The following is a 21,681-nucleotide window of genomic DNA, read 5'->3' as shown; positions in this document are numbered from 1 at the left end:
GGTATGGTTTGTATCCAGGAAATGCATTAGACATCATGGCATGCGTGCGCGCATCATACCAGCCATCAAACGGCAAGTGAGAGGCGTCATGGCTGAGACGAACATGGTGAAGGTATCAACAGAAACGGTGGTTCCCGGCAACTGGGCGCTGTTTCAGGGGTTTTTAATGCTGGGGCTGATCGGCTTCGGCGGCGTGCTGCCGCTGGCGCGGCGGATGCTGGTTGAAGAGCGGCGCTGGTTGAGCGGCGAGCAGTTTACCGATCTGCTCGGCCTGTGCCAGTTTTTGCCCGGCGGCAATGTGATTAACCTGTCGGTGGCGGTTGGTATGGAGTTTCGCGGCCTGCGCGGCGCCTGCAGCGCGCTGCTGGGGCTGATTTGCGCGCCGACGGCAATTGTGGTTGTCCTGGGCGCGGTCTATGCGCGTTTTCAGAACGACGCTCATATTCAGCATCTGTTCGCCGGGCTGGCCGCCGCCGCCGCCGGGCTGCTGTTGGCGACCGCGTTAAAAATGTTGCAGCCGCTGCGTGGCCGCTGGCTGGCGCTGGCGGTCGCTGCGCTGTGTCTGCTGGCGATCGCCTGGCTGCGTCTGCCGCTGTTGCCGACCATGTTGACGCTGGCGCCGCTCAGCATTTTGCTGGCCTGGAGAAAATGGTTATGATTCCAGTGCTTATCGCGTTAGCGGTCATCTTTAGCGAGCTTTCTCTGATGGCGTTCGGCGGCGGCATCACCATTCTGCCGGAGATGCAGCGACAGGTGGTTGAGGTGCATCAGTGGATGAGCGCGCAGGAGTTCAGTGCGTTGTTCGCTATGGCACAGGCGGCGCCGGGGCCGAATATGATGGTGGTGCCGCTGATCGGCTGGCACGTCGCCGGCTGGGCAGGGTTGCTGGTGTCCTCGCTGGCCAAGTTTGTGCCGTCGTCGCTGGTCACCTTACTGGTGATGCAGGTGTGGAAGCGTTTCAAGGATCGGCCGTGGCGGCGCTACGTGCAGGCCGGGCTGGTGCCGGTAACGGTGGGGCTGGTCGCCGCCAGCGGCGCGTTGATCGCCGAGGCATCGGCCGGCAACTGGCGTCTGGCGTTGCTGATTGGCGTCGCCACGCTGCTGAGTATGCACAAACGGCTGCATCCGCTGTGGGTACTGGCCGGCGGCGCGCTGCTGGGGCTGTTGATTGCCTGAGATGAGGTGCCCTGCGCCCTTTAAGCGCAGGCATGCCGACTCATTGCTGCAGAAACTAAAGCTTCTGCCATAACCAATTTTACCAGGGGTGTTCCGGCTCGCGGGCATGTTCCAGTGCGAAGGTGCCCAGCTCGATTTCCCCGCCGCGCTGATAGTGCGCAATTACCACGCCGCTGGGGGTACTGAGCGCTTTTTCCAGCATAAAGGCCATCGCCGTCAGCCCCTCGGCGAACAACCGTTTACCGTCTCCCAGCAGTACCGGATAAATCAGCAGCCGCAGTTCATCCACCAAATCGTAGGACAACAGCTGCTGTACCAGTTCGCCGCTGCCCTGCACGATTAAATCCGGCCCGTCTTCGGCCTTCAGCGCATTCAGCGCCGCCGGCACATTCTGGCCCAGAGAGTGGCTGTTCTGCCAGCAGAGCGTGTCGCTGTGATGGGTAGCAACGTATTTGGTCGCCTGATTGAACAAGCGCGCCGCATCGTAACTGATTTGATCGAAACTGCCGGCCGCAGGGTCGCTTTCCACATAGGGCCAGTGCGCGGCGAAAATGTCATAGGTTCTGCGCCCCAGCAGCAGGTCGAACGGGCGGGAGAACAGATCGCCCATGGCGGCGGCGATCTGGTCGTCCCAGTAGGGCACCGTCCAGCCGCCGTAGCGAAACCCGCCGGCGCGATCTTCTTCCGGCGCGCCCGGCGCCTGCATCACCCCGTCCAGGCTGAGAAAGGCGCCAACGATAATCCGTCGCATAATGCTACCCTCGGTTGATTATTACCTTTTAAGGGTAGAGCGCTGACGCCGACTCTGCCAATTCACCCCCGTGAGCGCAGCGCCTTCAGCAGCGCCTGGTGGAATTTCTCCGGCTGTTCCATTTGCGGCGCATGGCCCAGCCCCGGGAACTCGACCAGTGTCGCCTGTGGGATCAGCTTCGCCACCTGCTTGCCCAATTGGTGATAGTCGCCAATCTGCGCCTTGACCGCCGACGGGGCAATGTCGCTGCCGATCGCCGTGGTATCGTCGGTGCCGATCAGCAGGGTGGTCGGCATCTGCAGGTTTTTAAATTCGTAATAGACCGGCTGGGTATAGATCATGTCGTAGATCAGCGCCGAGTTCCACGCCACCAGCCGTTTGCCGGGGCCGTTGTTCAGCCCGGCCAGCATATCGACCCAGCGGTCATACTGCGGCTGCCAGCGGCCGCCGTAGTAGGTTTTCTGTTCATACTGTTTAATGCCGGCGGCGCTGGTTTTCAGCTCGCGCTCAAACCATTGATCGACGCTGCGCCAGGGCACGCCTTTCGCCTTCCAGTCCTCAAGGCCGATCGGGTTGACCATCACCAGTTGCCGCGTTTGCTGCGGATACATCAGCGCATAGCGCGTGGCCAGCATACCGCCGGTCGAGTGGCCGACCAGCGTCGCTGAGGAGATCTTGAGTTTTTTCAGCAGATCGTGGGTGTTTTGCGCCAGCTGCTGGAAGCTGTATTGGTAATGCGGCGGCTTGCTGGAGCTGCAGAAACCGATTTGATCCGGGGCGATCACCCGGTAACCGGCCTTGCTCAGCGCCTTGATGGTATCTTCCCAGGTGGCGCCGCAGAAGTTTTTACCGTGCATCAGCACCACGGTCTGCCCGTTGGCGTCGCCGTCGGGCACGACGTCCATATAACCCATGCTTAAGGTCTGGCCCTGCGAGCGGAAGCTGAATTTCTGCAGCGGATAAGGGTAGTGAAAACCTTGCAGTTCGACGCCATATTGCGGGTTTTCAGCGGCACCGACGGCGCAGGGCAACAGCGCGCCCGCCAGCAGGGCGCAACGGGAAAGTTTTAACATCCTGAAGTCCTTATAAAAAGCGAAAGAGTCCTGAGTATAGTGGCTAATGCGTACGCGCAGGGTAAAGAACGGTCAACGCTGGGCGATAGCCCCGCAGCAGCGGGGCGACGGACGGCTACAGCTGCTTCTGGCTGCGGAACTGCTTCAGGGTGTGGGCGACAAAGGTCATTTCCTGCGGCGTTCCCAGCGAGATGCGGCACCAGTCATCGGCCGGCGGGAAAGCACGTCCCACCAGAATGCCTGCCTGTTTCATTTGCTGCTGGAAGGCGGCGAGCGGCGTGGTGAGCTTAAAGAACACGAAATTGGCTTCCGACGGTAGATAGTCGAGGCCTAATTCGTCCAGCGTCTTCAGCAATATCTGCCGCGAAGTATCATTGCTTTTCTTGCTGTAGGTGACGAAGGCCTCATCGTGCAGCGAAGCCAGAGCGGCGTCCACGCCGCAAAAATTGATCTTTTCGCCGGCCACGTGATTGGCCAGGCGGGCGATCAGCGCCGGTTGCGCCACGGCGTATCCCACGCGCATGCCGGCCATGGCGTAGATTTTGGAGAAGGTTTTCAGCAGGATCACGTTGTCGGCGCCCTGTTTCAGCAGCGGGCCGACCGAGCGGAAGCGCGGGTCGTTGACGAATTCGGCATAGGCTTCATCAACAATAAACACCGTATTGGCCGGTTTGCTGGCGATCCAGGGTTCGATCAGGTCGGCCGGCGTGATGGTGGCGGTGGGATTGTTCGGGTTGACCAGATACACCAGCGACGGGCCGGCGTGGTTGGCAACCGCCTGTTTCAGTCCGTTGATATCGAACTGCCAGCCGTCCAGCATTGGCACTTTGGTGATTTTCATCCCGGCGATGGCGGCGAAGTGCTCGCCGTCGCCGTAGGTCAGCGCCGGGATCACCAGCTGTGTATCCAATGTGGCGTAAGCCTCGATAGCGGCGCGAATGCCCTCCGAAGAGCCGGCGGTCAGCAGAATGGACTCGTCTGGCAGTTGATAACGGCCGGCCAGTTGGCTGCGCAGCGCGATAATTTCCTCTTTGGCGTAGCGGTTGGCCTTGACCACGGCGTCGCGCGCCGCCGCCTGCGCCCGCGGCGACATGCCGAGCGCATTTTCATTGAAATTGATGCGGATAGGATGTTCGGCCGTCGGTGTGGTAAAGCCGGCCGAGGACGACGGCTGCGCATCGGCCAGGGCGCTGCGGCTCAGTCCCGCCAGCGCGACGCCGCCGGCCAGAGCGCCCGAAAGTTTTAATAACTGTCTGCGTTTTACATTCAATGTATGGCTGTCTTGCATCTGCACTTCTCCTTGCTGAAAAATCGTGGCAAGGAGCAGGGGCAGGAATCGTGCCAACTTGTAACTCATTGATTTATTGTGGTTCCCGGCCAGCGTTGCACTGTAACGCATCACGGCGGCCGGGCAACTGCACCATGAGGCATGCAGGTTATGCGATGCGGCGTTGCACTAACCGTCTGAACCAGCGGGGATTGCTGAACATAACCAGGTTGCCGAGCAGGATCAGGCACAGGCCGATCACCGCGTTGCCATGCCAGATATACCCCTCATACAGCGTCGAAATGGTCAGCGCCACCAGAGGAAACAGCAGGGTGCTGTAAGCGGCGGCGCTGGCGCCGATGCGTCCCAGCAGGCTGAAATAGGCGGCAAACGCGATCACCGAACCGAAAATTGCCAGATATAACAGCGACCCCAGATAGCGGCTGTTCCACTCAATCTGAAACGACGCCCCCTGCGCCCAGGCCAGCAGCCCCATCAACAACGCGCCGTAGCTCATGGCGTAAGTATTGGTCGACAGAATATCCAGCCCGTGGCGCTGGTGGCGGCTGCCGATCATATTGCCGAGCGAAAAACCCAGCGTGCCGAGCAGGCACAGCCCCACGCCGTGCAGCAGCTCCGGTGCCGGCTGTGCGGCCCGCAGCTCGTGCCAGAACAGCGCGACAATGCCGCTGACGCCGAGCAACGCGGCGGGCAGCAGGTTCGGGCCGGGGCGCTGACCGAAGAATATCAGGCCATTAAGCGCGTTAAACAGCACCGCCATGGAGAAAATAACCGACTCCAGGCCGCTGCTGACGGCGGCCGCGGCCAGATAGAAACAGTAAAAGTTGAAGCCGAACACACAGCAGCCCTGCAGGAGGCAGAACAGATGGTCGCGCAGGCTGATGCGGCGCAGCCTGCGGGTCAGCAGCAGCGCCAGCCACATCACCAGCGCGGCGATAGCGAAACGGTAGCTGATGGAGACCGGAATGGCGACCGGTCCCTGTTGCTGCAGATTAATCGCAATCCAGGTGGTGCCCCAGATCAGCACCACCGCCAGGTATAACAACGCATTCATCAGGTAATCACTCCAGCGGGAAAGAGGGGCGATTATGCGTTGCCGGGCCGTGGAGCGCTTGCAGACGCCTGCGGCGAGTTGCATATTCTTGCGCTTTTTTTACCGGCGCAGTGGTGCCGCGGCGCGCGACTCCTTACACTGGAAGCCTGTTTATCATCCTCGGAGCCAGGCATGTCAGCGTACAAGGCGTTTACCACACTGCAGGAGCATAAGGCCCGGCTGCATCATCACCTGCATCTCGCGTCCGGCGTGGAGCTGGCGGCCTGGTCCAACTGTGACGATCGCATTACTCAGGAAAGCGCCGACCACCATACCCTCAGCCTGTACGTCGCCGACGGCTACGAGTGCTACCAAAAGGTGCCGGACGGCTGGCGCAACGGCGGCGGGCCGGACCATTTTTGCATTATGCCGCGTCAGTATGAGTCAACCTGGGACGTGCGCAGCAATCTGTCGTTCGCTCATCTGTATTGCACCGATCGTCATCTGCGGCAGCTGGTCGAGCAGACCTGGGACCGCAGCCCGGCGTCTATCAACGTTGAGGCGCGCTCTTTCGGCGAAGATACGCAGATTACGCGGCTCTACCGTCAGTTTTTGCTGAACGTCGACTGGCAGGACAGCGCCAATCAACTGACCATCAGCAGCGCGGCCGGCATGCTGATGGCGCATTTGCTGCAGCATTATACGCAGCTGCAGTGGCGGCTGCCGTCGGTACGCGGCGGGCTGGCGCCGGCGGTGCTGCGCCGGGTGTGCGATTTTATCAATGAACATCTGGAGCAGCCGCTGCTGCTGGGTGAACTGGCGGCGCAGGCCGGACTCAGCGAATTTCACTTTGCCCGCATGTTTAAACACGATACCGGTCTGGCGCCGCACCAATACGTGATGCGGGCGCGGCTGCAGCGGGCGGCGCACCTGCTGCGTCACGGCGTATTGCCGGTGACCCAGATTGCGCTGGCCTGCGGTTTCAGCTCCGCCAGCCACTTCAGCAACCGCTTCAAGGCGTATTACGGCATGACGCCGCAGCAAATGCGCCAGGGTACAACATCGGCCTGAGCGGCCTACTGATTATCTTCTTCCACCGCCTGATAAAGCTGCTGCAGAATATCGGGGAAGGCCGACTGCACGCGATTCCAACTGGGTACAAACGGTTTGCTCTCCGCCGGCGCGTCCATAAACTGCTGGCCGGCCTGCGTAATTACCTGGGCGAACAGCTCCACCGCTGACTCCTCGCTGTGGCGGTCAAACGTCAGGCCGTTGATTCTGGCATCGTGGTCGAAGGCGTCAATCATATCCAGCGCGGTGCGGTAGTAGGTGGCGCGCAGCACGCGAAAAGAGTCGCTGGTGATGCTGACGCCCTGGATCGCCAGTTTGCGATACAGCGCCTTGGTAATATCAATGGCCATGCGCTGCAGGCCGCCGGCGGGGTCATGTTCCGACATCGGCTGATGTTTATGATCGTAATTATCGGCAATATCCACCTGACAGATGCGGTTGGTGGCGGTGGTGCGCTGCACCTCCGACAGTACGCCGATCTCAAGCCCCCAATCGCTGGGAATGCGCAGATTGTTGAGAATATGGGTGCGCATGGCGAATTCACCGGACAGCGGATAGCGGTAGCTGCGCAGATACTCCAGAAAGTCTGAGTTGCCATACACTTTTTGCAGCGATTTCAGCAGCGGGAATACCAGCAGCCGGCCGACCCGGCCATTTAGTTTTCCGTCCGCCACGCGGGCGTAATAGCCTTTGCAAAAATCATAATGAAAGTGCGGATTGGCCAGCGGATAGAGCAGGCGGGCCAGAAGCTGACGATCGTAAGTGACAATGTCACAGTCGTGCAGTGCTACGCAGCTGCTGCGGCGTGACGCCAGCGTATAGCCGCTGCAAAACCAGACGTTGCGGCCTTTGCCGGGTTCACTCGGCGCCAGCCCTTTGTCACTGAGCCGGCTGGCGATGGCGCTGAGGCGCGGGCCGTCGTTCCACAAGATACGATGCCGCTGCGGCAGGCGGGAGAAGAAGCGTTTGGCATGCTCAAACTGCTGCCGGTCGGCGCGATCCAGGCCAATGACGATCTCCTGCAGATAGGGCACCTGCGCCAGCGTTTCGACGATATGGTCCAGCGCCGGCCCTTCAAGCTCCGTATAGAGCGAAGGTAAAATCAGCCCCAGCGGCGTGCGGCCGGCGAACACCTGTAGCTCATACTCCAGCTCGGCAATTGGCCGACGGGTCAGATTATGGAAGTTGGTGATGATGCCATCCTGATAAAACTCACTCATGGGCAATCCTCCGCGCTTTACCGGGTAACAGAAAGTGGTCCAGTCCCTCGCTCCAGCCGGCCGGGCCGGTTTGTCGGCTGCGGTACAGCCGGCCGCGCCGTGTCGCTGGCAATGGAAGGGGTTCAGAGCGCAGGGCGCGGATCAGCACGGCATAGTCCGCGCTCTGCAGCAGCGGCAGGTCGTTCGGCCCGTCGCCCAGCGCCAGCGTGGTGAAAGGGCGTTGATGGCGTCGCTGATAGTACCGGATCAACCAGCGGGCGGCGCGCCCCTTGCTGACGCCGCGTCCCATCACATGGTAAAAGCGGCCGCCACGGGTCAGCGTCAGCCGCTGTTGCGCCAGCGCATGGCGAAAGTGCGCCAGCTGCTGCTGATCGTCCAGCCAGCACAGTGGTTCGGAGCCTGCGCGCTGTCGCGCCAGCCGGGCCTCCTGCGGGGTAAATCCGCACCACTGCGCCACCGTCGCATCGTCGGCGTCGGCAAAGCCGCGAAAAGCGAAACTGGCGTGCAGGCGGTGCAATGCGTTGACAATGGCGGCATAGTCCGCGCCAAAGATACGCGCAGGCTGACGCCAGCCGGGCGGGAAAACGATCTGCGCGCCGTTTTCGGCGATAAAAGGAAAGGCGCTCAGGCCAAGGCGCTGTTGCAGTATGGCAATTTCCGCCGCCGTTTTACTGCTGGCGATAATCAGAGGTATCCGCGCGGCGCTGAGGCGGCCCAGCCAGGGCTGCGCCGCCTGCCAGCTGTAACTGTCATGATCCAGCAAAGAGCCGTCCAGATCGGTAAAAATCAGCAAATTGTCTTTCAGCGTCAGCATCTTATCCCCATCGGTCATTACGTGGCGCCGCAGATGCGGAGCGCGCGCCTCAGCGTGGATTTTGTGACGTACGTCACAGTTAACCCTAATGGGTTATCTCGGTTCGTGCAAGTTTCACCGCCACAGGATGGATTTGATGAGAGGAAGCCAGAGAAATCATCAGCGGCATGGTGGTGGCCGGAACGGAGCAACAACAGCCGCCCCGGGCTGTGTGTTAAATAGATATTTTGAGCGCGTGCAATTACCGTTTTTTGTGAATATTTCGTTTACAGGTGAAGTCGTGAATTCATTTTTATGATGAGTCATTCGTCTTTATTTTTCATAGCCAATGAGATTCCGATGTTATTGTTTTATAAGGTGTAAATTTGCGTTCCGGGGCGTTGATTTTATCCGGCTCAGGCATAGAATCAGCGCAGCCGATATCAACCGTCGTGGTTGAGACGGTTTAATTTCATCGATAACAAACAGGGAGTTTGCTAATGAGTCATACCAGGAAATTATTGGAAGCTCAGACCAATGGCGTGCAGAAGTTTGGCAAAAGTTTTAGCCGGCTGGGCTGGGTTTGCTTAATTATCTCCGCAATCATTCTTTTGGTTCCGTTGCTCTTCGGGCTGGGCTTCCTGGGGATATATGTGGCCGGCCCGTTCCTGCTGATGGCCGGCATGTTTATTTATATCGGCAAGAAAACGAGCAAGCATATGGATTTGTATAAGGGGGCAGCGGCCGAAACGGCGGATATTATGGAGAAACAGCTGAAGGATTGAGCACCGTGCGCCGGCTCCGTACTGCGGCGTCGGCCAACGCCGCTGGTTATTCCTGTACGCAGTGAAACAATCCAATGGATGGAAATGTTATGGCTAACGAGGAAGGTTTAAACATTGTGCGGGAGGATAAAACTAATTATGCATGAATCAATGACGGGAGTTAAACCAGGCGGGCATACTATTGCTCGGCATGTAGGGTTGACCAAAGAACAATTAGCAGAACGTTTGAAAAATCCGCGCATCCGCAAGGCATCTTCGTTTAACTCTTTACGTTCCGGCTGAGATAGCAATAAGTTCAGCATTAAAAGCGAATAAGGAGTGGATCAGACTTTGGGTAATAAATCCGGGAGGACGGCCTAACCTCGAGCTTACCCACATGATGGGGAGTGAGATTGGCTACGGCCTTGGCAAAGATTCTCCGCGGATAGTGAAAACTGCAAGGTTGAAGGTGATTTTGCACCACCAGGAATTTAACGGTAAGTCCTATTTCATACTCACTGCATTTCCCGATTTTTGAGGTAACTATGCGATTTCATGGAGATTTCAGCGAATTAAACCATTTGATTAACCTCTACTTTGGCCAGGACTACGACCTGTTTACCGATGCTGAAACGGTAGAGGGGGTGATTGATGGCTTTCTAGAACAAAACGGCTATCAGGTGATCGGTGATATCCTTGAGGAGGTGAGAGAGTTCCAAGCCACCTATGCCGGGCGTCTGAGCGAGGAGATGGCTATACAATTTTCTGCCGATTTTGTCCCGGAGAGTTGGGGAACCACGGCGCAGGAATTCTTCACGCTGGTACAGCAAAAAGCTGAGAAAAAGTTAGCGGCCCTTAAGTGCTCAGAGCGATCGCAATGAGTTCGCCTTTACTTGGCGAATGAAAAGCAGGTAATAAAACGCACTGCGATAGATGTTGTACTCATGGATGTACCCGAAAGAAACCCCCATCATAAAAAACAACTCACCGTTTGATTAAGAGGATTACACTGACAGCACACTAGGCAGATTCGTAACGAAAGAACAAAACTGGCCGGGAGGCATTATGAAAGTAGCTCTGTTGGGCGCCGCGTTGCTGATGGCGACATCGCAAACGGTCTGGGCGGCACAGGCGTGCGGCGATAAAAACAGCCAGACCGAAATGAACATCTGCGCCGCAGACGAGTACAAACAGGCGGATGCGCAGCTTAATACGCTGTATAAGCAGCTGCAGAACCGGTTAAAAGGCGATGCGGCGGCCGCTAAGCGGCTGGTTGCCGCGCAGCGCGCCTGGATTGGCTTTCGCGATGCGGACTGCCAGTTCAGCGCCGGCGCCAGCGAAGGCGGTTCGCTGCACGGATTTGTCCTGAGTAACTGCCTGACGGATAAAACGCAGGCGCGCGCCGCAGAGTTCAAACAGTTGCTGGCGTGTCCGGAAGGTGATACCAGCTGCCCGCTGCCGCCGGCGTCATAAGCGTGACGCGCCGGTCTTCAGGCCGGCGCGTATGCTGCTCAGGGGATCGGCCAGTCGGTCGGCATATTGCTCATCACATCAATAAACACATCTTTGCTCACCGCCCAGAAGTGCGACACGCCTTCCTGGGTCAGGGTGATGCCCATTAACCCCATGACGAACCAGATGGTGGTAAACAGCCCGAGGCTGCTGAAGATAAACGCCATGCCGTTACGGCTGGCTTTGCGGCAAACAACGTTTAACTGACTGGCGATAAACATCATGACGGCGCTCAGCAATTCCCAGCGCATCATGATAAAGCCCGTGGCTATGGTACTCATCGAAACTGATCCTTGACTACAAAATTGGCGTTCGTCCGTCTCAATTCGGCGTGCCGATAACGCAGAGCGGTGGAAGCGACGTGAAGAAAAAGCAGGATCAATAGTGTGATCCTGATCACATTGTAGCACCACCCTGATTTACGGCTCAATGCCTTCGCCGGAGGAAATTACCGTTTCGCGACACATTCAAACATGCTGAAACATTTCTGCCACATCATTAGCAACCTTTTCATGGGGCAGCGTGATGAATAACGCTATGCTTGGCCGTTTTTCAACCCGTTGTTTTTACAGCGGGAATAAGCTGTCAAACAGGTAACCCGCCCCGCATGGCCCTATTAAAAGAGAAAATTCGCGACCATTCCGCCGAGGAAATGCTGTTTGTCCGCCGCGCCGGCGTGGCGTTATTGGTCGTTGTGGCCTGCTTCGGCGCGCTGATTTACAACCTGTACCGCCTGCAGGTGAAACAACACGATTTCTATCAGACGCGTTCCAACCAGAACGATATCAAAATGGTGCCGATTGCCCCCAGCCGCGGGCTGATCTATGACCGTAACGGCGTGCCGCTGGTACGCAATCTCACCCTGTACCAACTGCAGGTCATTCCCAGCAAAATCGCCAATATGTCGGCGCTGCTGCAGGCGTTGACGCCGATCGTCGATTTAACGCCGGACGATATCAGCAGTTTCCGCGATCAGATGGCGCACACCAGCCGCTATAAGCCGGTAACGTTAAAAAGCGAACTGAGCGAAACGGAGGTGGCGCGCTTTGCCGTCAACCAATACCGCTTCAACGGCGTCACGGTCGACAGCTATCAGCAGCGGCAGTATCCCTACGGCGCGCAGCTGGCGCACGTGGTGGGCTATGTGTCGAAAATCAACGATCGCGACATCAAACGGCTGACCGAAAACGGGGAGATGGAGAACTATGCGGCCGACCATAATATCGGCAAGCAGGGCATCGAAGGCTATTACGAAAAGGCGCTGCACGGCGTCACCGGCTATCGGGAAGTTGAAGTGGATAACCATGGCCGCATCGTGCGGCTGCTGAAAGAACAGCCGCCGCAGGCCGGTAAAAACATCTACCTGACGCTGGATGTGCGCCTGCAACAGTACATCGAATCGGTGCTGAAAAACCAGCGTGCGGCGGTGGTGGTGGAAGACCCGCGCGACGGCGGCATTCTGGCGATGGTCTCCAGCCCGAGCTACGATCCCAACCCGTTTGTGAAGGGCATCAGCTACAAATCATATAAATCGCTGCTGTCCAACCCCGATCTGCCGTTGATTAACCGCGCCACCCAGGGGTTGTATCCGCCGGCGTCAACGGTGAAGCCCTATATGGCGCTGTCCGCCTTATTCTCCGGCGTGATCACGCCGAGCACCACCTATTTCGGCGCGCCGACCTGGACGCTGCCCGGCACCAAACGCCGCTACCGCGACTGGTTGAAAAGCGGCCACGGCATGCTGAACGTCACCAAGGCGATTGAGGAATCCGCTGATACCTTCTTCTATCAGGTAGCCTTCGATCTGGGGATCGACCGCATTCACAGCTGGCTGAGCCAGTTCGGCTACGGCAAACCGACCGGCATCGACCTGAACGAAGAGTACAACGGCGTGCTGCCGAGCCGCGAATGGAAACAGCGGGTGCATAAAAAGACCTGGTATCAGGGCGATACCATTTCGGTGGGCATCGGCCAGGGCTACTGGATCGCCACGCCGATTCAGATGGTCAAAGCGCTGACCATTTTGCTCAATAACGGCAAGGTGAAAAATCCGCATCTGCTGTATTCGATGAAGCGCGGCGCGCAGATAAACCGTTATCAGCAGCCGGCGCCCAGCGCGCAGGTCGGCGATCCTAACTCGCCGTACTGGGGCATCGTGCGTAACGGCATGTACGGCATGGCCAACTTGCCCAACGGCACCGGCTATAAACTGTTCCACAGCGCGCCTTACCACATCGCCGCCAAATCAGGCACCTCGCAGGTGTTCGGGCTGAAGGAGAACCAGACCTATAACGCCAAAATGATCCCGGTGCGGCTGCGCGACCATATTTTCTACACCCTGTTTGCGCCGTACCAACATCCGAAAGTGGCGATGGCGCTGATTCTGGAAAACGGCGGGGGAGACGGCGTGGTGGCCGGGCCGACCGCGAGGGCGATCCTCGACCATATTTTCGACCCGGCCAACGCGCCGCCGGCCGGCGAGCCGGAAAAAGTGAAAGCGCCGATGAGCGACAGTGCTGATGTGCAACAGTAACTGAAGCTTATTGTTACTTTCTTACAAACTGCAATCTTCCTACTGGATTTTTCTGAGTAGACTGCAGGGATAAATAATCCGAATAAAAACGCAGGGTTAACAGTGGCACCATCTTCAAAAAAAAACGTTAAAAATTACTCTTCGCTGCGCTTTGGCTGGATCTGCGCCGGGATACTGCTTTGCTTTATCCTGCTGATGCTGCGCGTCGGCTATCTGCAGTTGCTGGAGCACCGGCAACTGACCAGTCAGGCGGATCAGCGCTCAGTGCGTACCCAGGTGGTGCCGACCAACCGCGGCATGATCAGCGATCGCCACAACGAAGCGCTGGCGGTCAGCGTATCTTCGCGCGATATCGTGCTCGACCCGAAACATATTATCGACAGCCAGACCAACACCGGCGACGAACGCTGGCAAAGTATGGCGAATATCCTGAAAATGCCGCTGAGCGATATTCAGGCGCTGATCCAGCGTAACGCCCGCAAACGCTTCGTCTACCTGGCGCGTAAAGTGGAGGATGACAATGCGGAATATATCAAGAAGCTGCACCTGACCGGGGTCAGCAGCGAGCAGGACTTCAGCCGCTTTTATCCGATGGGGCAAGACGCCGCCGGGCTGATTGGCATCGTCGGTCAGAATAACCAGGGGCTGGAGGGCATCGAACGCGGCTTTAACCACCTGCTGCAGGGCAAAAACGGCCTGCGGGTGTACCAGAAAGACGGCAACGGTGCGGTGATTAACGTGCTGAAAAACGTCGACCCGGTGCCGCCGCCGAACATCACGCTGAGCATTGATAAATTTATTCAGTATGTGCTGTTTGCCCAGATCCGCGACGGGGTGATCGCCAACCAGGCGGACTCCGGCTGCGCGGTGCTGGTGAAGGTCAACACCGGCGAAGTGCTCGGCATGGCGAGCTACCCGACCTTTAACCCGAATAACTACGCCAACGCGCCGTCGCAGAATATCCGCAACGTGTGCAGCAGCGACAGCTTTGAACCTGGTTCGACCGTGAAACCGCTGGTGGTGATGGTCGGCCTGAACCGCCACCTGATCCAGCCCGATACCGTGCTGGACACCACGCCGTACCGGGTCAACGGCCATCTGATCCGCGATGTGGGCCATTGGTCGAAGCTGAGCATCACCGGCGTGCTGCAAAAATCCAGCGATATTGCGGTGTCGCATATTGCGCTGGCGATGCCTGCCACCATTCTGCCGGCGGTGTATCAGAACTTCGGTCTGGGGAAACCGACCGAACTGGGCATCGGCAATGAGAGCAGCGGCTACCTGCCGCTGCACCGCACGCGCTGGGCGGATATCGAACGCGCCACCTTCTCATTTGGCTACGGCCTGCGGGTCACGCCGTTGCAGATGGCGCGTGAGTACGCGGCGATCGGTGCGTTCGGCGTTTATCGGCCGCTGTCGATCACCAAGGTGACGCCGCCGGTGGTGGGCCAGCGCGTTATGCCGGCCTCGGTGGTGAAGTCGGTGGTGCATATGATGGAAAGTGACGCCTTGCCGGGCGGCAGCGGCGTCAGCGCTGCGGTGCCGGGCTACCGTCTGGCGATAAAAACCGGTACTGCGGAGAAAATGGGTACCAACGGCAAATACGACGGCGGCTATATCAACTACACCGCCGGCGTTGCGCCGGCCAGCGATCCGCAGGTGGCGCTGGTGGTGATGGTTAATAACCCGAAAGCCGGCAAGCACTTCGGTGGTTCGGTGGCCGGCCCGGTGTTCGGCAAAATCATGGGCCAGGTGCTGGAACATATGAATATCCTGCCGGACGCCCAGCCGCTGAACGTGGTGTCACACATTAAAGGCTAAACCCCACGGCCTGCCGGATGTCGTTCCGGCAGGCTGCTTGTTCCCGTTACTACTTCACGCCCGTCCGCATCATCCCGTGCTCCAGCTGTTTCCACAGGTAGCTGACCGCCGGCGTCATACGTCGTCCGACGCGGCAGATCAACTGGCTGGGAAAGGCGCGGGCGATCGGATGATCGATCGGGATCGCCGTGACGCGCCGCTCGTCGACCGGATGGCGGGTGGCGTCGCTGGACATAAAGGCCACGCCCAGCCCGGCGGCGGCAATCGCCTGTGCGGCGGTAAACATATTGCAGCGGTAGGACGGGGCGAAGTGGATCTGCTCGGCCTGCGCCAGCGCGTGTAAATAGCGCTGCACGCCAAAGTGATCGGGCATAAAAATCAGCCGCTGGCTCTGCAGTTCACGCACCGTTACGCTGCGCTGTTTGGCCAAAGGATGGCTGACGCTGACCACGGCGGAAAAGGGCGCACCGCGGAATGAACGCACTTTCAGCAGCGGGTCAAAGTCATCGACACCGGTGCACAGCCCCATATCTACCTGGCCTTCGCGCACCATGGCGATAATCTCGGCGGTAGAGCCGCAGCGCACATCGACCACGATATCCGGGTAGTGCTCGCTGAAATCGCGCAGCGCGCGACCGAGCAGCCGGTCGATAAACCCTTCGCCGACGCCGATCGCGATATGGCCGCGTTTTAACTGGCGAAACTCCTGCAGCTGCATGGTCAGTTCCTGCTGGCGCTGCAGCCGCTCGCGGTAGAAATCCACCAGATGCAGGCCGATTTCCGTCAGCGTGACGCCGCGCCCCTGGCGCTCCAGCAACACCATATCGAGTTTGTGTTCCAACTGGGCCAACTGGCGGCTGACGGCGGAGGCGTTAACGCCCAGTTTATCGGCGGCGGCCCGCACGCCGCCGTAGTTGGCCACTTCATACAGATAACGCAGCTGGCGTTCATCCACCTCGCTGACAAAGCTGTCCCCACGCATTATTGCCGCCTCAACTGTTGACTTAAAAGCAACACAATAGCACGCGGTATGTTATGTGAGCAGTAAAAAACCGATGCTAGACTCGATGGTTCCCTTTGCTGAATTATTGGTATAACCAAATGAAAAATAACGGTAATTATACGGCGCTGGCGGATGTCGCGCCGCTGGAGGAGGAGCTGACCGCGCTGCGGCGTCATCTGCACCAGCACCCTGAACTGTCCAATTTTGAGCAGCACACCGCCGCGCTGGTGGCAGACAAACTGCGGCAGTGGGGCTATCAGGTCGCCACCGGCATCGGCGGCTATGGCGTGGTGGGTACGCTGCAGATCGGCGACGGCGGCAAGCGCCTGGCGCTGCGCGCCGATATGGACGCGCTGCCGATCGAAGAAAGTGGTGACCACGACTACCGCAGCCGGCAGGCGGGCGTGATGCATGCCTGCGGCCATGACGGCCATACCGCCATGCTGCTGGGGGCCGCGCGCTACCTGGCGCAGAGCCGCAGCTTCTCCGGCACCCTGCACCTGGTGTTTCAGCCGGCGGAAGAGATCGGCAGCAACAGCGGGGCGCAGCGCATGATCGCCGACGGCCTGTTCGAGCGTTTCCCGTGCGACGCCATTTTTGGCATGCATAACCATCCCGGCTATCCCGCCGGCACCATGATGTTCCGCAGCGGTCCCTTTATGGCGGCCTGCGACACCATCACCATCACGCTGCACGGCAAGGGCGGCCATGCGGCGCGGCCGCATCTGGCGGTCGATCCGCTGGTCGCCGCCAGCAGCCTGGTGATGGCGCTGCAGACGGTGGTGGCGCGCAATATTGACCCGACCGAGGCGGCGGTGGTCACCATCGGCTCGCTGCATGCCGGCCACGCCGCCAACGTTATCCCGCAAAGCGCCACGATGGAACTGAGCGTGCGCTCGTTTAATCCACAGGTGCGCGAACAGTTAAAACAGCGCATCAGCCAGCTGGCGCAGCAGCATGCCGCCGGTTACGGCGCGCGCGCCGAGGTCGATATCCTGCCGGGCTACCCGGTGCTGATCAATCACGAACAGGAAACTGAGTTCGCCCGTCAGGTAGCCACAGAGCTGCTGGGCGAACAACAGGTGGTCGCGCCGTTTCCCGCGATCGCCGGCAGTGAGGATTTCGCCTACTACCTGCAGCAGCGCCCGGGCTGCTTTATGCGTCTCGGCAATGGCGACAGCGCCATGCTGCACAACGCCGCCTACGACTTTAACGATGCCAACCTGACGGTCGGCGCCGCTTATTGGGCACGGCTGACGGAACGTTTCCTCACGGCATAACCATAACAACAACACGCCGCCTGGCGCGGCTTTAATGACAGACAGGGTTAACAGACAGGAGCAGTGTCTATGCACACGGTTGAAACCTCGCAGCGAAAGATTATTGTCGCTGCCGTGTTCGGTAATCTTCTCGAATTTTATGATTTTACCGTCTACAGCTATTTCTCCTTGGCGATCAGTAAGCAGTTTTTCCCCAGTCACGATCCGGTGATCTCCACCATGCTGGCGTTTTCCGCCTTTGCCATCGGCTTCGTCGCCCGGCCGCTCGGCGGCGTGGTGCTGGGCTATTATGCCGATAAGAAAGGACGCCGTGCGGCGCTGACGCTGACCATTATGCTGATGGCGCTGGGGGCGGCGATGATTGGCCTGGCGCCCAACTACGCCGCTATCGGCGTGGCCGCGCCGGCGTTGATCGTACTGGCGCGGCTGATTCAGGGCTTCGCCCAGGGCGGTGAGTTCGGCGCCGCCACCGCCACGCTGCTGGAAACCGGTTCCGACGAGCGCCGCGGTTTTCGCGCCAGTTGGCAGCTCGCCAGCCAGGGAGCCGCAGCGCTGCTGGGAGCGGCCGTCGCGGCGATTCTCACCTTCACGCTGTCGGCGGAGGCGTTGGCGGAGTGGGGCTGGCGTATTCCGTTCCTGCTCGGCACGCTGATTGTGCCGGTGGGCATTTATCTGCGCCGGCATATCGTTGACGAGCCGCCGGCGGTCAAACCGGCAGAGCGGCGGGTGTTCGAGGCGCGCCACGTGCGCAACTGGCTGCTGACGGTGTTTTCGATCATGGGCATGTCGGTTTCCAGCTACATCATGATTTACTATCTGCCGACCTACAGCATCCAGCAACTGGGGCTGCCGGAGCGGCTGTCGATTATGGTGGCGCTGGCGACCAGCGTGATTTCATTTGTCATGTGCCCGATCTACGGCGCCTGGTCGGATAAACTGCGCAAACGCAAGCCGCTGGCGATGTTCGGCCGCCTGATGCTGCTATTGTTGCTGTACCCGGCATTCTGGGCCATGACGCACTTTCCCACCTTGCCGGCGGTGATGTCGGTGATGATCGTGCTGATGCTGTTCTACACCATGGGTTCCGCGCCGGCCTATGCGCTGATGCCGGAAAGCTTCCCGCGTCATATCCGCGCCAGCTATATGGCCAGCGCCTACGCGGTGGCGGTGTCGCTGTTCGGCGGTACGGCGCAGTTGGTGGCCGCCTGGCTGTTGGACGTTACCGGCAATAAAATGGCGCCGGCCTGGTATATGATGATTTGCGTATTAATCTCGCTGCTGGCGGTGGCCCGTTTTGAGGAAACCGGTGATAAAGCGCTGGAATAAGTGGCTGCGCTATAAAAATAACCAGAAAATAGACGGTGGCGGTGCAGCGACATTTTTCATTGCCCGCGGAAGAAAGGAAATGGACTAATTAATAAGGAAGAAAATTAATTATCCGACGTGCCGCCAGGGAGCGACGGCAACGTCGGATTACAGGGGCGATTAACGGCTGGTCTGGTGGCCGATGATGCCGCCCAACGCAGCGCCGCCCAGGGTTCCCAGGGTGCTGCCGTCGGTCAGTACGGCACCGCCCAGCGCGCCGACGCCGGCGCCGACAGCGGTATTACGATCGCGATTGGACATGTGGCCACACGCAGTGACAGACAGCGTTGACAGAATCAAAACAGCTACGCCAGCGGCACGTTTAATGTTCATATTGTTTCCTGGTAAAAGTGAGGAATTAATAAACGACAACGTAAAGATTAATGCCTCGGTAAAAGTTGCAGTGAATGTATTCCGCCGTTCAAAAATAAAATAGGGAAATATTCTTAATTTTTTGTAGAGGGAATCTTATTTGCCTGTGCGGGAAATCGCCGTTTGGGGCGAAATAGCCAACCATGCCGCACGGTGGGGCACGCCCGGCGTGAAGAGCCGCTACGCGCAATTGTGTTATCAATGACACAAAAAGCTAACGGCGTACGCCGCGTTCATTGACTTTTGGCGGCCTGCTATTCAGTATGGGACTCTCGTGTCACTAATATGACATTCTTATCCGGTCATAAGAAATTCAGCAGGTGCCAGCGTGTCTACCTCAACCCGTTTTGCCGTTGCTATTCACATACTTACCAATATTACGCTGTTTCGCGGCCAGGCGGTGCGTTCAGAGGATATTGCCCGCAGTGTGAATACCAATCCTACGGTGGTGCGCCGCATTCTCGGCGCGCTGGCGGAGGCCGGGCTGACGCACTCGCAGATGGGGCAAGGAGGCGGCGCCTTGTTGGCCAGGCCTGCCGACGACATTACGCTGCGCGATATTTACCATGCGGTGGAAGAGCAGCCCTATTTCCCGCTGCACCGCTCCAAGCCCAATGATGCCTGCTACATCGGACACGCCATTGTGCCCGTACTGGAAGGGGAGTTTGAACGTATCAGCCGCCAGATGGACCATGCGTTGGAGAAAACCACGCTGGCTGATATCGTCGGCCGGGTAGAAGCCTGTGCCGGCTATCCTTTCACCCCCTGTGAACCCGCATCGACAACAAACCTGCCTAATTAATCAATTCCGTGAATCATTGGCTCTTTAAAGAGCATTTTTTTGCATTGATTTAATGTAACTGTGTACGTTACATTGATCCACGTCAAAAGTGTGACCACTTTTGTCACATATAAGACACGCTTATTCGATGAGGAAAATCCCTGAGAAATCACTCTCTTCGGGAGGGGATGTTTCGCTCATTTTTCGACTGACGGCCAAATGCGTCGTCAGAGATTATTTTGACCAGGAGACGACGATGATTGAGATGTTAGAAAGCCTGGCTACGGTGGTTATTCTGGTGCCGGTCATGGTTGCGGTTCTGCTGGGGGTGATTTATGGCCTGGGCGAACTGTTTAACCTGATTTCCAACGCCGGCAAGAAGCAAGAAAAACCCGCGCCAGCCGCCGCTGCACAGGCGAAACCGGCTACGGAAGCGCGCGTCAAACCCGCGGCCGCCAACGCCGAAGCGTAATCACGTTACGCCAATAAACAGGGCTGAATCGCTATCCGGTTCGGCCCTTTTTTATTGCACTTTTCCCTCAGCCGCCGTTTTTGGCTGCACCTCTGCACCTCTGCACACTGTGTGCCGATATTCGCCGTTGTTAACCACTTTTTCACTCTGCGTCGTTAACCTTTACCCAATCCTGACGGTTGCCAGACGACGATCTCCTTATCATTGAGAATAAACGTTCATTCTCTATGTGTCGGTGATTTTCTATGCAAGTAAGAAGTGTTGTGCTGCTCAGCCTGTCGCTGCTGTTAAGCGCCTGCGATCGACCGTCGGACACGCCGGCGGCGGGGCCGCTGGACGTGGGCGTGCGGACGCTACAGGCCCGGCCGGTGACGCTGAGCAGCGAGCTTTCCGGGCGGGTGATCGCCGCGATGAGTTCTGAGGTGCGTCCGCAGGTTGACGGTATTATCAAACAGCGGCTGTTTACCGAAGGGGCGGAGGTGAAAGCCGGTCAGTTGCTGTATCAGATCGATCCGGCCAGCTATCAGGCCAGCTACGATCAGGCGCTGGCGCAGCTGCAAAATGCCCGGGCGACGGTGAAATCCAGCCGCCTCAAGGCCCGGCGCTATGCGGCGCTGGTAAAAGAAAACGGCGTATCTCAGCAGGACGCCGATGATGCGCAAGCGACCTATCAACAGGCGCTTGCGTCGGTTGCGCAGTACCGCGCGGCGGTCGCCAGCGCCAAAATCAACCTGGACTATACCCAAGTGCGGGCGCCTATTGCCGGCCGCATCGGCATTTCCGCCGTAACGCCCGGCGCGCTGGTCACCGCCGGTCAGAGCGACGCGCTGGCCACCATCCGTGCGCTTAACCCGATTTATATCGACCTGACGCAGTCCAGCAGCCAGCTGCTGACGCTGCGCAAACGTCTGACGGCCGCCCAAACGGCGCAGACGGTGCCGGTAAAGGTTCAGCTGGAAGACGGCAGCGCCTATGCCCAGCCGGGAAAACTGGCGTTAACCGAAGTGGCGGTGGACGAGTCAACCGGCTCGGTTACCCTGCGTGCGGTGGTGCCCAATCCGCAGCACCAGCTGCTGCCGGGCATGTATGTACGGGCGACGGTGGAAAACGGCGTCGATCCGCAGGCCATTCTGGCGCCGCAGCAGGGGATCGGCCGCGATGCCGACGGCAACGCCACGGCCTGGGTGGTGAACCCGAAGAATCAGGTTGAACAGCGCAGCGTGGTTACCGACCGGGTGGTCGGTAGCAACTGGCTGGTGACCTCCGGCCTGCGGGCGGGCGACCGGCTGATTATCGAAGGTACCGATAAGGTGAAGGCGGGGAGCCGGGTCAACGCTGTCGAAGTGACGGCCGCCAAGGATAAGGTGGAGTAA

The 21,681-nt window shown here is 58.7% G+C and carries 23 protein-coding genes and 1 pseudogene; 15 read left to right on the top strand and 9 right to left on the bottom strand.

Annotated elements, in window-relative coordinates; all coding sequences use genetic code 11:
* Positions 1 to 88 precede the first annotated feature (88 nt).
* Both HF675_RS12510 and HF675_RS12505 read left to right on the top strand, forming a co-directional pair.
* Positions 89 to 658, top strand: coding sequence for a chromate transporter (locus tag HF675_RS12510; protein WP_105231093.1), 570 nt, complete (start codon positions 89 to 91; stop codon positions 656 to 658).
* Positions 655 to 1,176 (top strand): chromate transporter, encoded by a 522-nt coding sequence (locus HF675_RS12505; protein ID WP_187043125.1) that lies wholly within the window; start codon positions 655 to 657, stop codon positions 1,174 to 1,176. The genes HF675_RS12510 and HF675_RS12505 overlap by 4 nt, the downstream gene beginning before the upstream one ends.
* A gap of 79 nt (positions 1,177 to 1,255) precedes the next feature.
* On the opposite strand, the gene HF675_RS12500 is transcribed toward HF675_RS12505, so the two are convergent.
* The 4 genes from HF675_RS12500 to HF675_RS12485 all read right to left on the bottom strand — a co-directional run bounded on the left by HF675_RS12500 (position 1,256) and on the right by HF675_RS12485 (position 5,342).
* On the bottom strand, positions 1,256 to 1,927 hold the full coding sequence (locus HF675_RS12500) for a dihydrofolate reductase family protein (protein ID WP_187043124.1): 672 nt from the start codon (positions 1,925 to 1,927) through the stop codon (positions 1,256 to 1,258).
* 62 nt (positions 1,928 to 1,989) lie between these two features.
* Entirely contained in the window at positions 1,990 to 3,000 is a 1,011-nt protein-coding gene (locus HF675_RS12495) for an alpha/beta fold hydrolase (RefSeq protein ID WP_187043123.1), read from the bottom strand.
* Between the two features lie 115 nt (positions 3,001 to 3,115).
* Positions 3,116 to 4,288: a histidinol-phosphate transaminase gene (locus HF675_RS12490; protein WP_187043122.1), complete on the bottom strand. Its 1,173-nt coding sequence runs from the start codon at positions 4,286 to 4,288 to the stop codon at positions 3,116 to 3,118.
* A gap of 148 nt (positions 4,289 to 4,436) precedes the next feature.
* On the bottom strand, positions 4,437 to 5,342 hold the full coding sequence (locus tag HF675_RS12485; RefSeq protein ID WP_111737120.1) for a DMT family transporter: 906 nt from the start codon (positions 5,340 to 5,342) through the stop codon (positions 4,437 to 4,439).
* Between the two features lie 171 nt (positions 5,343 to 5,513).
* On the opposite strand from HF675_RS12485, the gene HF675_RS12480 reads away from it, so the two are divergent.
* Positions 5,514 to 6,392, top strand: coding sequence for an AraC family transcriptional regulator (locus HF675_RS12480; RefSeq protein WP_105231099.1), 879 nt, complete (start codon positions 5,514 to 5,516; stop codon positions 6,390 to 6,392).
* 5 nt (positions 6,393 to 6,397) lie between these two features.
* On the opposite strand, the gene HF675_RS12475 is transcribed toward HF675_RS12480, so the two are convergent.
* Positions 6,398 to 7,612, bottom strand: coding sequence for a glycosyl transferase (locus HF675_RS12475; RefSeq protein WP_111737119.1), 1,215 nt, complete (start codon positions 7,610 to 7,612; stop codon positions 6,398 to 6,400).
* Positions 7,605 to 8,426 (bottom strand): mannosyl-3-phosphoglycerate phosphatase-related protein, encoded by an 822-nt coding sequence (locus HF675_RS12470; RefSeq protein WP_111738060.1) that lies wholly within the window; start codon positions 8,424 to 8,426, stop codon positions 7,605 to 7,607. The genes HF675_RS12475 and HF675_RS12470 overlap by 8 nt, the downstream gene beginning before the upstream one ends.
* Positions 8,427 to 8,905: 479 nt before the next feature.
* On the opposite strand from HF675_RS12470, the gene HF675_RS12465 reads away from it, so the two are divergent.
* The 5 genes from HF675_RS12465 to HF675_RS12445 all read left to right on the top strand — a co-directional run bounded on the left by HF675_RS12465 (position 8,906) and on the right by HF675_RS12445 (position 10,642).
* Positions 8,906 to 9,190, top strand: coding sequence for a hypothetical protein (locus HF675_RS12465; protein ID WP_158684806.1), 285 nt, complete (start codon positions 8,906 to 8,908; stop codon positions 9,188 to 9,190).
* 138 nt (positions 9,191 to 9,328) lie between these two features.
* On the top strand, positions 9,329 to 9,472 hold the full coding sequence (locus tag HF675_RS23970) for an RNase A-like domain-containing protein (protein WP_158684807.1): 144 nt from the start codon (positions 9,329 to 9,331) through the stop codon (positions 9,470 to 9,472).
* Positions 9,423 to 9,707 carry an RNase A-like domain-containing protein gene (locus tag HF675_RS23965; RefSeq protein ID WP_187044734.1) on the top strand — a complete coding sequence of 95 codons (285 nt, stop codon included), beginning with the start codon at positions 9,423 to 9,425 and terminating at the stop codon, positions 9,705 to 9,707. Before HF675_RS23970 ends, HF675_RS23965 begins: the two co-directional genes overlap by 50 nt.
* Positions 9,708 to 9,714: 7 nt before the next feature.
* Positions 9,715 to 10,050, top strand: a complete 336-nt coding sequence (locus HF675_RS12450; protein ID WP_158684808.1) for a contact-dependent growth inhibition system immunity protein — start codon at positions 9,715 to 9,717, stop codon at positions 10,048 to 10,050.
* A gap of 184 nt (positions 10,051 to 10,234) precedes the next feature.
* Complete coding sequence (locus tag HF675_RS12445; RefSeq protein WP_105231103.1) at positions 10,235 to 10,642, top strand: lysozyme inhibitor LprI family protein; 408 nt, start codon at positions 10,235 to 10,237, stop codon at positions 10,640 to 10,642.
* A 38-nt stretch (positions 10,643 to 10,680) separates the two neighbouring features.
* Here the strand turns inward: HF675_RS12445 and HF675_RS12440 are convergent, their stop codons facing one another.
* Entirely contained in the window at positions 10,681 to 10,962 is a 282-nt protein-coding gene (locus HF675_RS12440; protein ID WP_105231104.1) for a YjcB family protein, read from the bottom strand.
* Between the two features lie 326 nt (positions 10,963 to 11,288).
* On the opposite strand from HF675_RS12440, the gene mrdA reads away from it, so the two are divergent.
* Positions 11,289 to 13,214 (top strand): penicillin-binding protein 2, encoded by a 1,926-nt coding sequence (gene mrdA / locus HF675_RS12435; RefSeq protein ID WP_172606279.1) that lies wholly within the window; start codon positions 11,289 to 11,291, stop codon positions 13,212 to 13,214.
* A gap of 102 nt (positions 13,215 to 13,316) precedes the next feature.
* On the top strand, positions 13,317 to 15,035 hold the full coding sequence (locus tag HF675_RS12430) for a penicillin-binding transpeptidase domain-containing protein (protein WP_187043121.1): 1,719 nt from the start codon (positions 13,317 to 13,319) through the stop codon (positions 15,033 to 15,035).
* A 49-nt stretch (positions 15,036 to 15,084) separates the two neighbouring features.
* Here HF675_RS12430 and HF675_RS12425 read toward each other — a convergent pair whose 3' ends face one another.
* Positions 15,085 to 16,017 (bottom strand): LysR family transcriptional regulator, encoded by a 933-nt coding sequence (locus HF675_RS12425; protein WP_105231106.1) that lies wholly within the window; start codon positions 16,015 to 16,017, stop codon positions 15,085 to 15,087.
* A 119-nt stretch (positions 16,018 to 16,136) separates the two neighbouring features.
* On the opposite strand from HF675_RS12425, the gene HF675_RS12420 reads away from it, so the two are divergent.
* The gene (locus HF675_RS12420) at positions 16,137 to 17,318 is read left to right on the top strand and encodes a M20 aminoacylase family protein (protein ID WP_105233338.1); all 1,182 of its coding nucleotides are present in this window, start codon (positions 16,137 to 16,139) and stop codon (positions 17,316 to 17,318) included.
* A 69-nt stretch (positions 17,319 to 17,387) separates the two neighbouring features.
* A complete protein-coding gene (locus HF675_RS12415) occupies positions 17,388 to 18,644 on the top strand; it encodes an MFS transporter (protein WP_187043120.1) in 1,257 nt (418 codons plus the stop codon).
* A gap of 159 nt (positions 18,645 to 18,803) precedes the next feature.
* Here HF675_RS12415 and HF675_RS12410 read toward each other — a convergent pair whose 3' ends face one another.
* Positions 18,804 to 19,016: a glycine zipper 2TM domain-containing protein gene (locus HF675_RS12410; protein WP_105231108.1), complete on the bottom strand. Its 213-nt coding sequence runs from the start codon at positions 19,014 to 19,016 to the stop codon at positions 18,804 to 18,806.
* Positions 19,017 to 19,383: 367 nt separating this feature from the next.
* Between HF675_RS12410 and HF675_RS12405 the strand changes: the two genes are divergently transcribed.
* The 3 genes and pseudogenes from HF675_RS12405 (at position 19,384) to HF675_RS12395 (ending at position 21,681) form a co-directional block, all read left to right on the top strand.
* The gene (locus HF675_RS12405) at positions 19,384 to 19,857 is read left to right on the top strand and encodes an Rrf2 family transcriptional regulator (protein ID WP_105231109.1); all 474 of its coding nucleotides are present in this window, start codon (positions 19,384 to 19,386) and stop codon (positions 19,855 to 19,857) included.
* 235 nt (positions 19,858 to 20,092) lie between these two features.
* Positions 20,093 to 20,224: pseudogene (locus HF675_RS23810) on the top strand (AcrZ family multidrug efflux pump-associated protein); the annotation flags it as partial.
* Between the two features lie 329 nt (positions 20,225 to 20,553).
* Positions 20,554 to 21,681, top strand: a complete 1,128-nt coding sequence (locus HF675_RS12395) for an efflux RND transporter periplasmic adaptor subunit (protein WP_187043119.1) — start codon at positions 20,554 to 20,556, stop codon at positions 21,679 to 21,681.

Source organism: Serratia sp. JUb9, from assembly GCF_014298095.1.
Lineage (GTDB): Bacteria > Pseudomonadota > Gammaproteobacteria > Enterobacterales > Enterobacteriaceae > Serratia_B > Serratia_B rhizosphaerae.
This window is presented reverse-complemented; position numbering and strand designations above follow the sequence as displayed.